This is a genomic window from Vibrio sp. 11-4(1), from assembly GCF_013048625.1.
Classification (GTDB): Bacteria; Pseudomonadota; Gammaproteobacteria; order Enterobacterales; family Vibrionaceae; genus Vibrio; species Vibrio diabolicus.
This window is the reverse complement of sequence record NZ_VHSY01000007.1, coordinates 313167-327957: the sequence shown is the minus strand read 5'-3', so window position 1 is coordinate 327957 and position 14791 is coordinate 313167. Positions and strand designations below refer to the sequence as shown.

Genomic DNA, 14791 nt, shown 5'->3' with positions numbered 1-14791 from the left:
AAGCGCAAGTTATACCTATCGATGAATATCAAAAATGTTACCTTTTCCCATTTCATAAACGTTTCTGGACTTGGGCAATGTGACCCATAACGAGGTTCTGTGGTTAAAAAGTCGGCATGATAAGTCCACGATTTATCTCGATGACGCTCAAGGAAGAACATGAAAGACGAAACGCTATCCATCCATTTTGGTTACGAAACTGACCCTACCACTAAATCTGTCGCGACACCGATTTATCAAACGGTCGCGTACGAGTTTGATAACGCGCAGCACGGCGCTGATCTGTTTAACTTGGAAGTGCCGGGGAATATCTACACTCGCATCATGAATCCGACTAACGATGTTCTGGAAAAACGCATGGCGGCGTTAGAAGGCGGCATTGCCGGGTTGGTCGTGAGTGCGGGGAGTGCAGCGATTAACTATGCGATTCTGACCTTAGCGCAAGCGGGCGATAACATCGTTTCTACGCCGCAACTTTATGGCGGTACTTACACCTTGTTTGCGCACATGCTGCCAAATCAGGGGATTCAGGTGAAGTTTGCTAAAGATGACAAGCCAGAAAGCTTGGCCGAGTTAATTGATGAAAATACCAAAGCGGTGTACTGCGAGAGCATTGGTAACCCAGCCGGTAATATCATTGATTTAGAACGCGTAGCGGAGCTTGCTCACGCACAAGGCGTACCTGTGATTGTGGATAACACCGTCGCGACGCCAGTGCTGTGCAAACCCATCGAGTTCGGTGCGGATATCGTCGTTCACTCTCTCACTAAATACGTTGGTGGGCATGGCACCACATTGGGTGGCGTGATTGTGGATTCCGGTAAATTCCCTTGGGCGCAGCACAAAGACCGCTTTCCCGTTTTCAACCAACCAGAACCTTCTTACCACGGCGTGGTGTATACCGAAGCGTTTGGTGAGGCGGCATTTATCGGGCGCGCGCGTACCGTACCATTGCGTAATACCGGATCGGCATTATCACCGATGAATGCATTTATGCTTATGCAAGGGCTAGAAACGTTACCGCTGCGTATGGAGCGCCATACCGAGAACACTCTCAAAGTGGCTGAGTTCTTGGAACAGAATGACAAAGTCAGTTGGGTGAGTTATGCCGGATTGCCAAGTTCTGAACACTTCCATCTCGCCGAAAAATACATGAAAGGTAAGCCTTCTGCGATTTTGTCGTTTGGTTTAAAAGACGGTTATGAAGCAGGAGTGCGCTTTTATGACGCTCTGAAAATCTTTAAGCGTTTGGTGAACATTGGCGATGCAAAATCATTGGCTTGCCATCCAGCATCGACGACTCATCGTCAGTTGAGCGAAGCAGAACAAAAACAAGCTGGTGTGTCACCAGAGATGATTCGTTTATCTGTAGGTATTGAGCATGTTGACGATATTCTAGCCGATTTAGAACAGGCACTAAACGCGTAAAACGATTCTGTTTTTAGCTTTTGGTTACCCATAGGCCAGCCTTTAAAAAGGCTGGCCTGTTTTTATTTTATTATTTAAATATCAAATGCTTTGGTGCTTTTGGTTTGTGGTATTCCAAAAGCTCATAGAGGGTGAAATTTATTCCCTTGTCACGTTTGGGGTTGTTCCTGATGATGTGTGCAAATATTACACATTGGAAGGGACTCAAATGTCTTACGTATTTCATCGTCATTGCCATGCCACGCTGCCAATCATCGATAAGGGTGAAGGTGTTTATCTATTCGATAAACAAGGGAAACAGTATCTCGATGCTTGTGGTGGCGCTGCGGTATCAAACCTTGGCCACAGTCATCACGCCGTTAAAAAAGCCATGTTGGAACAGATCGAGCGAGTGCCGTTTGCTCATACTGGATTTTTTACTAGTGACAGCAGTGAGCGACTAGCGGAATTGATTTGTCAGTACATGCCTGAGCAGTTCAACCATGTGTATTTAGTAAGTGGCGGGTCAGAAGCGGTGGAGTCGGCACTAAAAATGGCGCGGCAGTATTTTGTGGAATCAGGTAAGCCAGAGAAGAAGCAATTCATCGCGCGTCAGCAAAGTTATCACGGCAATACCTTGGGGGCTCTGGCGGTCGGTGGCAATGAATGGCGACGTGAACCGTTCAAACCCATCTTGTACCCGAGCTATCATATCGCCCCGTGCTACGCTTATCGTTATCAGCAGAGTCATGAGTCGGAATTGGATTACTCATTGCGATCGGCGAATGAGCTAGAGGCAAAAATTCTTGAGTTGGGGGCTGATAATGTCATGGCTTTTGTCGCTGAGCCCATTGTGGGAGCCACAGCTGGAGCTGTGCCAGCGACTCAAGGTTACTTCAAACGTATTCGCGAAATATGCGACCAATACGATGTGTTATTGATCTTGGATGAAGTCATGTGTGGCGTTGGGCGAAGTGGCAGTTTTTTTGCGTTTGAGCAAGAAGAGGCAGAACCTGATCTGGTTTGTATGGCTAAAGGGCTTGGTGCGGGTTATCAACCTATTGGCGCGGTGGTTGCGAATGATCGAGTCTATCAAGCTATTGCTGATGGAAGCGGTTTTTTCCAACACGGTCATACCTTTATGGCACACCCTGTGGCGTGCGCTGCCGCCGTGGCAACAATTGAAACCATCTTCCAAGATGACTTATTAACGGCGGTGAATCGGCAAAGTGTTTTGCTGCGTAATGAGCTTACTTCTGCATTGGCCCATTTACCGTACATTGGCGACATTCGTGGTAAAGGCTTGTTTTTTGGCATTGAGCTGGTGGCGGATAAAGAAAGCAAGTCGCCTCTGAGTAAAGCCACATTGGCAGACAAACGCATCAAACAGCGAGCAATGGAAAATGGCTTAATGTGCTACCCAATGGGCGGAACGATTGATGGCGTTAATGGGTACCATATTTTGCTCGCACCGCCATTCATTATTCAGTCTCATCATATTGATGAACTAGTCGGCAAACTCTCACTGACGTTAAAAGAGGTGGCGGAGACATGGAAGTAGCAAACCAATATTTGCGAGAACCTATCGCCATTATCGTGGCTCCAAACGGCGCAAGAAAAACCAAGCACGATCACGTCAACTTACCCATGACAACAGACGAACTGGTTGCAGAGGCTATCGCTTGTCAAACGGCAGGGGCAGCCATGATCCATTTGCATGCTAGGGGCGCTAACGGACGTCATTCATTAGACATCGACGACAACATGGCAATTTACCATGCCGTGAAAGAAGCGGTGGGAGAAACCATGATGGTTCAGCTCACCACAGAAGCGGTGGGTTTATATTCTCCGCCACAACAGAGGGCGTTAGTCAAAGCTGTGAAACCTGAAGCGGCTTCTTTCGCATTGAGGGAGTTAATCTCCGATCGCGCAAGTGAGAAAGAAGGGCATGCCTTTTTCCATTGGGTGGCTGAAAACAACATCGTGAGCCAAATTATTCTCTACGATGCAACCGACATTGAACGTTATTTCCAACTGCGTGATGCGGGCGTGTTACCTAAAACGCATCAGCATGCATTAGTGGTGTTAGGGCGTTATCACCAAGCTCAGCAGTCTTCACCATGGGATTTACGAGGTTTGAATTTGGCGCGTTTTGTCGAGGAAGAAATTCGATGTGCCATTTGTGCTTTTGGCGCGCGAGAGCAAGACTGTTTAGCGAGTGCGATGTTACTTGGATTCGATGTGAGAGTGGGGTTTGAGAATAACCACTTCGATGTGGCAGGCGAATTAGCAATCAGTAACGCGGCTCAGGTGGAAGCTCTACGCGATGTGGCTAGACACTTTGCGATTCCTTTACACAGTGCGCAAAGTTTGCGTTCAGTTTTGAAGTAAATCTGTTCGCGGCAAGGGAAATAAAGAAGAAAGTAAAAAGGCTCCATCGGAGCCTTTTCGGTATTTGTCGTTAGTTTTCGGTTTGCACTGCGGGTTGGCGTGCTGGGTGTTTGATAAACACCGCCACAACGGCTGCAATTGCCAGCGCGAAACAGTAGTAAGAGTTGGCAACTACTTCAATTGGCGAAAGGTTAAATACTGAGCCTAGCAGCAATACTTGCGCGCCGTAAGGCAACACGCCTTGCACCACGCATGAGAAAATGTCTAACAAGCTTGCTGAGCGGCGAGGAGAGACATTATTCTCTTCCGCCAGTTGGCGAGCAACGCTGCCCGATACAATGATTGCGACCGTATTGTTCGCCGTACAGCCATTGACCATCGACACCAATCCTGCGATACCTAGCTCGCTCGCGCGGCTGTTGGCATGCTTAGAGTGGCTAGAGCCAAACGCGTGGATAAGGCTGCTAACGAAATTGGTTAGGAAAGCAAGACCGCCTTGACGACGCATCAGTTCACTCAAACCACCAATTAGCATGGACAACAAGAAGATCTCTTGCATGTTACCAAAGCCTTTGTAAACGTCTTGGGCTAGATTAGTCAGTCCGTAATTGTCAATCGATGCCAAGCTCACGCCGCCAGCCAAAAGGATACCAATCGACAGAACCACAAACACATTCACACCAGATACCGCTAGGATCAAAATAGTGATGTACGGCAAGACTTTTAGCCACTCAATATCGCCAGTTGCAGGCACTTGAGTCGCTGTACTGTTGAAAGCGAACACTGCAATCGCGATCAACGCCGCAGGTAAAGCAATACGAATGTTCTCTTTAAACTTGTCTTTCATCTCACAACCTTGAGAGCGTGTCGCCGCGATGGTGGTGTCAGAGATGATAGAAAGGTTATCACCAAACATAGCGCCGCTCAGCACAACGCCTGCGGTTAACGGTAAGCTCATTCCTGCTGATTCAGCAATCCCCAACGCTACGGGGGCAACGGCTGCGATGGTACCCATCGAAGTGCCCATCGCTGTTGCGATAAAAGCAGAAATCAGAAAAATGCCCGGCAAAATCATGCTGGTTGGAATTGCGGATAAACCAAGGTTCACCGTTGCATCAACACCGCCAGAGGCTTTTGCTACCGCAGCAAAGGCACCTGCAAGCAGATAGATCATACACATTGCGATGATGTCTGGGTGGCCAACACCACGCATGAAGTGTTCGATTGAGCGGTTAAGTTTCTCTTTACTTAAAAGAAACGCAATGATGATGGCTGGTAATACCGCGATGGGAGCAGGCAGCTGGTAGAAGGCAAATTCAACGCCTTGCAAAGATAAGTAAGTGCCTACGCCAATAAACAGCGCAAGGAATACAATCAATGGGATCAGTGCGACCGCAGAAGGTGCAACTGTTTTAGTTGTTTGTTGGGAACCGGACATGTAAACGACAATGTTAATAATAAGAGAGAAGAGCAGACTAATATCACATTTACGCATTGTCAACGTCTAGACGTCTAAATGGCCGTTTAAATTTTGCACGTAAAGAAAAAGATAAAAGCTCGTATTACGTATCTCACTGATACCACGAGCTTTAGTTATGCGCTAATGAAGAGATTGTCGTTATTGCATTGATTTGGCTTTTTTGCGTTTAACAATACCTAAAACCATCCACGTAAATAAGACAGCAGCAAATGCCCATACCAGATATTTGTATTCGGTGTACAGGTTGCTCAACACGCTTAAATGTTCAAATGCAAAGTGAGTTAACAAGCTGAATACCAATACCCAAACCGTCGCCGCGAGGGCGTTACCGAGCAAAAACTCTCTACGTGGCATTTTCGCGATACCGCACGCAAGAGGCATAAATTGCTTCATTCCTTCAATAAAGCGACTGACGACCAAGCACGTAGGGCCGTATTTCTGGATAGTCAGTTGAAGTGTTTGCATCTTCGGGCCAGAGATATAGCCTTTTTTATCCAACCAGCCTTCAAAGTAATAACCGATTAGGTAACCACAGGTATTCCCAAAAAAGCAGCTTAGCCACGATACCATCATAACCATACTTAGGTTCATGACTTGTTCTGAAGAGAGCAAAGATGCCGCGATCATCAGCGATTGACCAGGCATCGGTACACCTATCCCTTCTAGAAATATACTGACAATCAGCGCCAAGTAGCCGTATTGCTCGAGCAAAGGCTTCATTGACATGAGAAGTTCGTTAATGTGTTCCAAAAGCTTTCCCCTAATAAAAGCGGAACGAAGTTGGAGTGATACTCCGAATGTCCTACTGGGTCAATTCTTGTTTCTCACTGCTGAGAAAAACTGACATGCCTCTGATTATTGTGCGGAATCAATCTGCTGCTTGTTTTATTCGCCGCCACGCTCCCGTGTGGCGACGAATAAGGCACACCTTTATGACTCTTTAGCTTTAGTAAATGCGCCATACAAATCAAGACGTCGGTGACGTAAGTTGGTTACTGAACCCTCGGTATTCAGTTGCTTCAACTTAGTCAAATCAACATCGGCGAAGATCATCATTTCGGTGTTGGCGCTTGCTTCTGTCAAGGTCGCATCGTGCGGGAAGTAGATATCCGACGGTGAGAATACGGCAGATTGTGCGTACTGGATGTCCACGTTATCAACACGAGGTAAGTTACCGACACTACCACCAATTGCAACATAGCATTCGTTTTCAATGGCTCGCGATTGGGAACAAATTCGTACTCGTTGGTAGCCATTTTTTGTGTCCGTCCAGAAAGGAACGAATACAATTTGTGCGCCTTGTTCTGCTAACATTCTTCCCAATTCAGGGAATTCGCTGTCATAACAAATAAGTATGCCGACTTTGCCCGCATCGGTTTCGAACACTTGAACATTGTCACCACCGTCGATCACCCAGTCTCTTTGTTCATGAGGCGTGATGTGGATTTTATATTGAGCGTTAATTTCACCATCTCGTTGCAGCAAGTAGGCCACATTATACAGTTTGCCATCTTCGATAACGGGCATACTGCCTGCAATAATGTTGATGTTGTAGGTGACCGCCATCTGCGAGAAACGGTTTTTGATCTCTTCCGTAAAGCTAGCCAAAAAGCGGATTGCCTCAACGGAATTTTTGTCGTTTTGCAAGCCCATCAGCGGTGCGTTAAAGAACTCAGGGAATAGGGCGAAATCGGCTTTATAGTTCGCAAGAGAAGAGATGAAGAACTCAGCCTGATCGAGCAAATCCTCCAGGTCATTCATCGCGCGCATTTGCCACTGTACGACACCAATCCGAATCAGCGTTTTTTCTACATCGTGTACGGATTGAATATCCTCTTCGTAGAAAAAGTTATCCCACTCCAGCAGTGTCGCGTAACCTTTAGAAGCGCTATCCTCTGGCAAGTAGCCGCGCATGATTCGTTTTACATCGAAGTCGTTAGCAAGCTGAAAAGACAAAATAGGGTCATGAAGCTCACGGCGTTTTACTTTGTCGATGTACTCTGCAACGCTCAGTTCATCTGCGTATTGGTGGTAATTAGGAATGCGACCACCGGCTAAAATGGCTTTGAAGTTCTTACTACGGCAAAGCTCTTTACGCGCATCATATAAACGGCGACCTAAACGTAGCCCTCGATAGTCTGGGTGGACAAATACATCGAGACCATACATTGCATCTCCAGTTACTTGATTCTGTATGACGTTGTTTTCGGTAATGATGTCGGTATACAGGTGAGGAAGAGAAAAGCGGTTGTAGTCCACTTTAATGGTTAATGCTGCACCGACTATTTTGCCGTTATCTTCAATACAGATTTGGCCATCAGGAAACTGATGAATGAGATCCATAATAGTCAGCCGTGGCCATGAGCCGCCAACATCAGGAAACACTAAGTCCATTAGTTCTGCAAGCTCAGGGTAATCCGTTGGCTCAATGGTACGTAATGAGAGTTTGGGCGAATTGCTGTCCATATCTTTCAATCCATTTATCCTTTTGAAACAGTGTTAATGAGAATGCCACAATTTGGAGCAGACAGATACTGAAGTCTTTGAGTTGTTTTGGGTTACCAAAAGCATTTCAAGAAAATAATATTAGCTTAGTTTGCTCTTCAACCATTCGTAAAACGCCGCCACTTTCTTAGCCGATAGGCGATAATTTGGGATTATCACGTAATAACCATAACCACTCTGTAAAGATAGGTTGAGAATATGTTGGATATCCCCTCTTAAAATAGAATTCTGCGCCATAAAATCAGGAAGTAAGGCGAGTCCTTTTCCCATTTTGACGGCTTCGTAAGCTAGGTAAAAATGTTCAAAGCCTACAGAGTGATAGGTAACGGTTGATTCTACTGCATGTGCAGCCTTAAATTGCTCCCACAACTGAGGGCGAGTGATTTGAGGTATCAACGGATAGTCGCTAACAGCGTGCACACTCTTGAGTGCAGGAGTATTAGTGCAACCGACCAATAGCAGTATTTCTTGGCATAGTAAGTGGCTGTATTCATAATGCGTGGACAATGGAAGACAACGAATATGCAAGTCGCTTTCACCGCTTGAACCTTTGACGTTCCCATCTCCGGTACAGATTCTTACACGGATATTGGGATGTCGCTGGTGGAAGTCATCAATATGAGGCACCAACCAAAGGCTAGCGAAAGAAGGAGTAACATCCACGGTGAGCAATTCTTGCTTTGAATCTGATTGGATTAAGTTGGCGGTTGCATTCTGAATAAGTTCTAGTGCTTCTGTGACTTGCGGTAGGTAGCGTTTTCCTTCCTCAGTTAACTCAATACCATTCGAGCCTCTTTGTATTAAAGGTAAACCCACTAGTTGTTCAAGCGCGGCAATTTGTTTGCTTACTGCACTTTGTGTAATGCATAGGGCATCCGCCGCTTTAGAGAAGCTGAGGTAATTTGCAACCGCGACAAACGTCCTTAATGCTCGGATAGAAGGGTACTCACTGCCTTTTAACATACTTCAGTCCCATGGAGATAGCCTCTTCACAGAGTAGGAGATTTACCTATTGAAGCAAAGAGAGAAAAAGCCGATGTGTGATTACCTTCCTTACTCGTTCATAAAGAATCCAGGCCAAAAATTAAGAATCCTAAATATAATGGGTGTGTAAATAATTGATGATTGGGGTTTGTTTATTGATTTCTCCTATCTTTTGAAAAAACTACAAATAAAATAGAATGTTTTACATCATTAGTATTTACACAAATCTAATATTGTTTTCTCAAGGTAAATAAAACGGTATAACTTTTAGTTTTGTTGTTTTAATTTCAAAATAATGTCATTTTTTTATAAAGTAGAAGATGTTTTTCATTAAATTAAAATTGGCATTGCATTTGCTTTGTATAATTCGAACTTTCAATGGCACTTATATTAGGAGAACGAAATGAAAAGCAATGTTGTTACTTTGATTGGCCTTTTTTCTTTAGCAACGTTTAGTACTTTATCTCACGCAGCGGACTCCAAAGATCATGGTGTTTATGTCGGCGCCAATTATGGTTACTTAAAAGTTGATGGACAAGATGACTTTGATGATGACAGTGATGCTATTCAAGGTTTGGTTGGTTACCGTTTTAACCCTTACTTAGCGTTAGAGGGCGGTTACATTGATTTTGGTAGCTATGGTAATAACTTAGCAAATGCCGAAACGGACGGTTACACCGCAGCACTAAAAGTTACAGCCCCTATTGCTGATCGTGTCGATCTTTACGCAAAAGGCGGTCAAATGTGGTACTCGACGGATTACAACGTTGCGGGCTTCCAAGGCAACAAAGATGACGAAGGTGTATTCGCTGGTGCCGGTGTTGGTTTTAAAGTTACTGATAATTTCTTAGTTAACGCAGAATATATGTGGTATGACGTAGAACTGAATGCAGAGAACGTCGCGAATGGTGCAAGCACAAAAACTGATTTTAACCAAGCATCGCTAGGTGTGGAATATCGTTTCTAATATTGTTAACCATGTTTAACCCAAATAAAAATGCGAAGCTAAATGGCTTCGCATTTTTATTTTTTAAGAGATTTAATTATCTGCATAAAATTACTAATGAATAAAATATTTATAAAGTTGGAAGTGTTGATTATTAGAGATCGTCTGCTTATTTTTCTATAGGCTATAAAAGAAGCCGTGCACTAATAGAAAGTAACATCGTAAAAGTAGATCGTGTACTGTTGCAACATAAGTACGGATAGCAGATACAAAAAAGGCCACCCGAAGGTGGCCTTTTCCAAACGTTTGGTGGGCTGGCGTAATTTGAATTAACCTCTTTAGTATCTGATTTTTAATGGTATTAGTTGGTTTGATTTTTGTTGGTGTACCTTGTGGTGTACCTATTTCTTGACTATCCCCTAAAAATTGTTTCAATTTACGTATATTTCCTCTTATTTCCGTTAGTTCTACTTAGCATAAGACAATGTTGTATCATCCATCCCTTTATGTAGGGGCTATGCAAGGTCGAAACAAGCGTCAAATGAGCAAGTTATTAAATCTAAGAGAACTCTTCACACTAGAAGAGGCAGCAAAATTCGTAACAGATTTGCTAGGGGAGTCTGTTGTCTTGACGGATATATGTCAGTTAGCTCTAGATGGGCATTTAACTATATCGGTTCGATTGATAAACCAAGCTTATGCCCTCGCGGGGCGATGTACTCTTATGGGCAATGAGCGAAGTTCTGATATCTCATCTAAAACTGATACAAGTAAATGGATAGCTTTTGATGAGAAGGTTCAGGTCATTGGTGGTGTTTGGGATTTGCCCATGATAGGCATGGAGTCATCATGTGTTTTGAAGCAATTCCAAAACTCCTCAAGTCAACCTGCATTTGACGGAGGGGACACCAATGGGGTCTTTTTAGCTCAAGGTGATCAAGTATATAAGCTTCAAACAGTGTTAAAACCACTTCCCGGCGATAAGAAGAAACATTCTTTCTTAGCTATGATATTTCCGCCCTTGTGCTACGAAGGTATTACTCTTATGGATCTCATCTTTAGTAGAGATCATGAGATAAAAGAAATGATTTTTAAGGCTGAGAAAGCTGAGTCAGCGGCAGCACTGGAAAGGTTTAAAAGTCAGCCTAGTTTTGATTATGTTTTTGAGGATAGCCATGAGCTTGGTGAGTATGAGCATCAACTGGTTATCAAAAAAACTGAGCTTTTGAGGTTTGTTGAATCACAAAGTGAAGAGGGTTTAGGGAAACAAACAGAAGACAAGTCAAAGAAGCCTAAAGTGGAAAAAACACTTCACTCGAGAGAGCGTAATACATTGCTTGTTCTCATCGGGGCACTTTGTAAGCAGTTGAAAATCGACCCCGGAGCTCGAGGAGTTACTTCGTCTGTGAAACTTATGACAGAACAGATAGGTGCCCCTGTTTCTGATGACTCTATTCGTAACATATTGAACCAAGTAGATGAAGCGATAGAAAAAAGACAAAAATGACCTAATGAGCATACTCTAATTAGGAATTTTGTTTTCCGAATTCGGATTTACCAAGCTTCATTTCAATAACCTCTCGGCTGTCCTATGAACAACCAAGAGATTTTTTTATGTCTCATAAAATCATTCGTTTACCTGAAGTTATCGATATGACAGGTCTATCTCGCAGTACTATCTATTTGCGCATGTCTCAGGGAAGTTTTCCGCTATCTATTTCACTAGGAGAACGTGCAGTTGGATGGCTAAAAGTCGATATTGAAAAATGGCTCGATGCTTGCGTTTCTGCATCTAAGGCGGTTGATAATGACTAAACGTAATTCACCTAACTGCATAAAAAGCAATCGCAACTATACCGTTATTGATATCAGTGAAACGTTAGGGGTTCACCCTAAAACAGTGCGTAATTGGATTCGTGTTGGTTTACCTGTAGTCGATAAAAAACGCCCACTATTAATAAATGGTGCCGATTTGAAGGTTCACTTTAAACAAAAGCGCAAAGCAATTATGTTCGACTGCGAGGAGCATGAGATGTGTTGTTTTCGATGTAAACAACCAATGAAACCAAGCATTGAGTCAGTGTTTTTCATTGCTAAACCCGCTGGAATGGCTCACATGACAGGCTTGTGTGAAGAGTGTGGATGTCGAATGAACAAGTATGTTTCGTGGCGAAAAGTGAATGATATTTGGCTCGAACTTGAGGGTAAATTACCGATAGCTGAAAAACACTTAATCCTAAGAGGACAAAACCTCTTAAATTGTCCTTTCAATGGAGTTTTTAGTGATGAAAAGTAATAGTACAAATAATGCACGAATTATCTATGAATTTACCAAGTATTTAAAGGAAGCTAAGCGCTTAGATGACTCAACTATTGATGGCGTTCTTAAGTCAGTTAATCGCTTTGCGGAATATACTGGTTATGTTGATTTTAAGAAGTTTAGGGCGAAGCACGCTATTGGGTTTAAGAAGCACCTTCTCAGCAAAAAGTCCATTTCTACAGGTGAGACATTAAGTAAAGCAACTGTGCTGACAGCAACTCGTCACTTGAAGTCGTTCTTCCAATATCTGGTTACGCAAAAAGGGTATAGAGCAAAAATCAATTACAGTGATATTGAATATTTCAACTTATCGGAAAAAGATACGCGTATCGCTAACGCAAAGCGTAAGAGAAATGTGGCCACGATAGAACAGATCAAGCAAACCTTGGAGCTTATGCCTTGCTCGACGGTCATTGAAATGCGTGATAGAGCTTTAATGGCATTCGTTATCTTAACAGGAGCAAGGGACGGAGCGGTTGCTTCAGCAAAGATAAAACATATTGACCTTGTTGAACAAAGCTTTTATCAGGACGCAAGGGATGTGAATACAAAGTTCAGCAAAACATTCACAACATACTTTTTTCCTGTCGGCGAGCTGCCACTAAAGATTTTGAGTGAATGGATTGATTATTTGGTTCAGGAGCTAGGTTTCAAGCAAAACTCGCCGTTGTTTCCTAAAACTAAGTTGGCACATAACGCTAACCAGCAGTTTGAGGCTATTGGTTTACTTGAAGAGCATTGGAGCAACGCGAACCCAATCCGCAAATCTTTTGCACAAGCCTTTGAAGCTGCTGGGTTGCCTTACTTTAATCCTCACAGTTTCCGGAACACTTTGGTGCGATTGGGCGAGCGGCTTTGCCGAACACCTGAAGAGTTCAAGGCATGGAGCCAAAACTTAGGGCATGAAAGTGTGCTGACTAGTTTTTACAGCTATGGTGATGTGCCTGATTACAAGCAAGCAGAGTTATTGCGAAAGCTAGCTAAGCCAGCTGAAAACACTGCTCCAGATATGGAAGAGCAGTTCAAGCAATTTATGCAGTTTCAACAAATGATGGGAAACAAGTAATACCCATCAAATTGTTCTGACCAAGCTGGTATCAAAAAACATTCGTATATTGATACCAGCTTTTTCATATTACAACTGGTATCAAAAATTTAGCGTAGAAAATTTATGATACCATTAAAGTGTGATACCACTATTTTTGATACCAATTCTAACCAGAGTGACCAATGCGTATTTTTTCCTATTGCCGTGTATCTACTACGGAGCAAACAACAGAAAACCAAATTATCGCCATACGCCAGAAAGGCTACGAGGTAAGTGACTCTCGAGTAATCAGCGAAACGGTTTCGGGATCTGTTGAAGCGATGAAGCGTCAGCAGTTTAAAACTCTGATTAACCATCAGATGGAATCGGGCGATATGCTGGTGGTTTTAAAGTTAGACCGTTTAGGGCGAGATAACATCGATGTCCAAAATACTATCAATTTACTTACTGAGAAAGACATAAAAGTAGTCTGTTTAGATTTACCAGTAGCTGACCTTTCAAGCGCTGAAGGGAAGTTGATGCTGCAAATGTTTTCTGCCTTTGCTGAGTTTGAGAGAAACCGAATTCGAGAGCGGACTAGGGAGGGGCTTGAACGAGCTAAAGCTCAAGGTAAAAAGCTTGGTAGGCCAAAAGCTAAACACACTACAATTGCGGTACAAGTAAAGAAAGCCGAGGGGTTGTCTCAAAGTAAAGCGGCAGAAGTTCTAGGATTGGGTATAGCAACAGTTAAAAGGCACTGGAACAATACTTGAGCGCAGTAACATGAAATAAACGTTGTATCTTAAACATGCATTATAATCAGCTTGTTATGAAATCCATTTGAGTGAGATATATGTCTACTAGACCAATAAAGTTTGGCGAGATTCCTGGGTTCGAAGAAGGGCATTGGTTTGAAGACCGAAGAGCTATGAATGCATCGAGCTTTCATCGCCATACTACTCCGGGTATTGATGGTAACGGCAAAGAAGGAACCTCCGCAATTGTTCTTTCTGGCGGGTATACGGATGATGCTGATTATGGTGATGAAATTATCTATACAGGGGCTGGCGGAAACAAAAATGGTAAACAGGTTAGTGATCAGACGTGGGAACAACCTGGCAATGCTGGGCTGCTAGTCAGGATGAATAAAGGGTATCCAGCTCGAGTTATTCGCGGGCATAAACATAAGTCAGAGTTTTCTCCGCACAATGGTTATAGCTACGCTGGTCTATATAGTGTGGTAGATGCATGGGAAGAGTTGGGTAAAGATGGATTCAAAATCTGTAGGTTCCGTTTGGTTTATAGTGGTGGCAACCCTGAAAGGAAGTCAGCAGAAGACACGGAATTAGATTACTCGAAAAAAGATTCCAAGCGCCGAAAAGGTACTGTTATTAGAATTGTACGGGATACCAAAAAGGCTCAGCAAATTAAGGAGCTTTACACTTACAAGTGTCAAGTATGCAGCACCTCTATAAAAACCAAAAAGGGCTTTTATGCGGAAGGGGCTCATATCAAGCCCCTAGGAAAGCCACATGATGGTGATGATAGCATTGATAATCTGTTATGCCTTTGTCCTAATCATCACGTAATGTTTGATAAAGGGACTTTTGCGATCGCTAATGACCTTACACTGATTGGTGATGCTGAAGGGGCTTTGATTGCTCATACAAAACATTACATCAATTCTGAAAACCTAGAATACCATAGAAAAACCCATGGTTATGATTAAAG

General features: G+C 43.4%; 14 protein-coding genes. 10 read left to right on the top strand and 4 right to left on the bottom strand.

The window, feature by feature from the left end; genetic code table 11:
* Positions 1 to 159 precede the first annotated feature (159 nt).
* The 3 genes from FKN16_RS16440 (at position 160) to FKN16_RS16430 (ending at position 3798) form a co-directional block, all read left to right on the top strand.
* A complete protein-coding gene (locus FKN16_RS16440) occupies positions 160 to 1428 on the top strand; it encodes an O-acetylhomoserine aminocarboxypropyltransferase/cysteine synthase (protein WP_170903103.1) in 1269 nt (422 codons plus the stop codon).
* Between the two features lie 208 nt (positions 1429 to 1636).
* Positions 1637 to 2968, top strand: a complete 1332-nt coding sequence (locus FKN16_RS16435) for an aspartate aminotransferase family protein (RefSeq protein ID WP_170903102.1) — start codon at positions 1637 to 1639, stop codon at positions 2966 to 2968.
* The gene (locus FKN16_RS16430; protein ID WP_170903101.1) at positions 2959 to 3798 is read left to right on the top strand and encodes a 3-keto-5-aminohexanoate cleavage protein; all 840 of its coding nucleotides are present in this window, start codon (positions 2959 to 2961) and stop codon (positions 3796 to 3798) included. The genes FKN16_RS16435 and FKN16_RS16430 overlap by 10 nt, the downstream gene beginning before the upstream one ends.
* Positions 3799 to 3868: 70 nt before the next feature.
* On the opposite strand, the gene FKN16_RS16425 is transcribed toward FKN16_RS16430, so the two are convergent.
* The 4 genes from FKN16_RS16425 to FKN16_RS16410 all read right to left on the bottom strand — a co-directional run bounded on the left by FKN16_RS16425 (position 3869) and on the right by FKN16_RS16410 (position 8746).
* Positions 3869 to 5236, bottom strand: coding sequence for a Na+/H+ antiporter NhaC family protein (locus tag FKN16_RS16425; RefSeq protein ID WP_168187822.1), 1368 nt, complete (start codon positions 5234 to 5236; stop codon positions 3869 to 3871).
* 180 nt (positions 5237 to 5416) lie between these two features.
* Positions 5417 to 6004: a DedA family protein gene (locus tag FKN16_RS16420; protein WP_005391489.1), complete on the bottom strand. Its 588-nt coding sequence runs from the start codon at positions 6002 to 6004 to the stop codon at positions 5417 to 5419.
* A gap of 204 nt (positions 6005 to 6208) precedes the next feature.
* Positions 6209 to 7744 carry a bifunctional GNAT family N-acetyltransferase/carbon-nitrogen hydrolase family protein gene (locus FKN16_RS16415; RefSeq protein ID WP_005391488.1) on the bottom strand — a complete coding sequence of 512 codons (1536 nt, stop codon included), beginning with the start codon at positions 7742 to 7744 and terminating at the stop codon, positions 6209 to 6211.
* Between the two features lie 120 nt (positions 7745 to 7864).
* Positions 7865 to 8746 carry a LysR family transcriptional regulator gene (locus FKN16_RS16410; protein WP_170903100.1) on the bottom strand — a complete coding sequence of 294 codons (882 nt, stop codon included), beginning with the start codon at positions 8744 to 8746 and terminating at the stop codon, positions 7865 to 7867.
* A gap of 424 nt (positions 8747 to 9170) precedes the next feature.
* On the opposite strand from FKN16_RS16410, the gene FKN16_RS16405 reads away from it, so the two are divergent.
* The 7 genes from FKN16_RS16405 (at position 9171) to FKN16_RS16375 (ending at position 14789) form a co-directional block, all read left to right on the top strand.
* Positions 9171 to 9734, top strand: coding sequence for a porin family protein (locus FKN16_RS16405; RefSeq protein WP_012842100.1), 564 nt, complete (start codon positions 9171 to 9173; stop codon positions 9732 to 9734).
* A gap of 496 nt (positions 9735 to 10230) precedes the next feature.
* Positions 10231 to 11220, top strand: coding sequence for a hypothetical protein (locus FKN16_RS16400; RefSeq protein WP_249370554.1), 990 nt, complete (start codon positions 10231 to 10233; stop codon positions 11218 to 11220).
* A gap of 107 nt (positions 11221 to 11327) precedes the next feature.
* Positions 11328 to 11528: an AlpA family transcriptional regulator gene (locus FKN16_RS16395; RefSeq protein WP_012842097.1), complete on the top strand. Its 201-nt coding sequence runs from the start codon at positions 11328 to 11330 to the stop codon at positions 11526 to 11528.
* Complete coding sequence (locus FKN16_RS16390; protein WP_012842096.1) at positions 11521 to 12009, top strand: helix-turn-helix domain-containing protein; 489 nt, start codon at positions 11521 to 11523, stop codon at positions 12007 to 12009. The genes FKN16_RS16395 and FKN16_RS16390 overlap by 8 nt, the downstream gene beginning before the upstream one ends.
* On the top strand, positions 11999 to 13099 hold the full coding sequence (locus tag FKN16_RS16385; protein ID WP_170903131.1) for a site-specific integrase: 1101 nt from the start codon (positions 11999 to 12001) through the stop codon (positions 13097 to 13099). The genes FKN16_RS16390 and FKN16_RS16385 overlap by 11 nt, the downstream gene beginning before the upstream one ends.
* Before the next feature lie 164 nt (positions 13100 to 13263).
* On the top strand, positions 13264 to 13833 hold the full coding sequence (locus FKN16_RS16380) for a recombinase family protein (protein WP_031856876.1): 570 nt from the start codon (positions 13264 to 13266) through the stop codon (positions 13831 to 13833).
* 80 nt (positions 13834 to 13913) lie between these two features.
* Positions 13914 to 14789 (top strand): YDG/SRA domain-containing protein, encoded by an 876-nt coding sequence (locus FKN16_RS16375; RefSeq protein ID WP_170903098.1) that lies wholly within the window; start codon positions 13914 to 13916, stop codon positions 14787 to 14789.
* Positions 14790 to 14791: the final 2 nt, after the last annotated feature.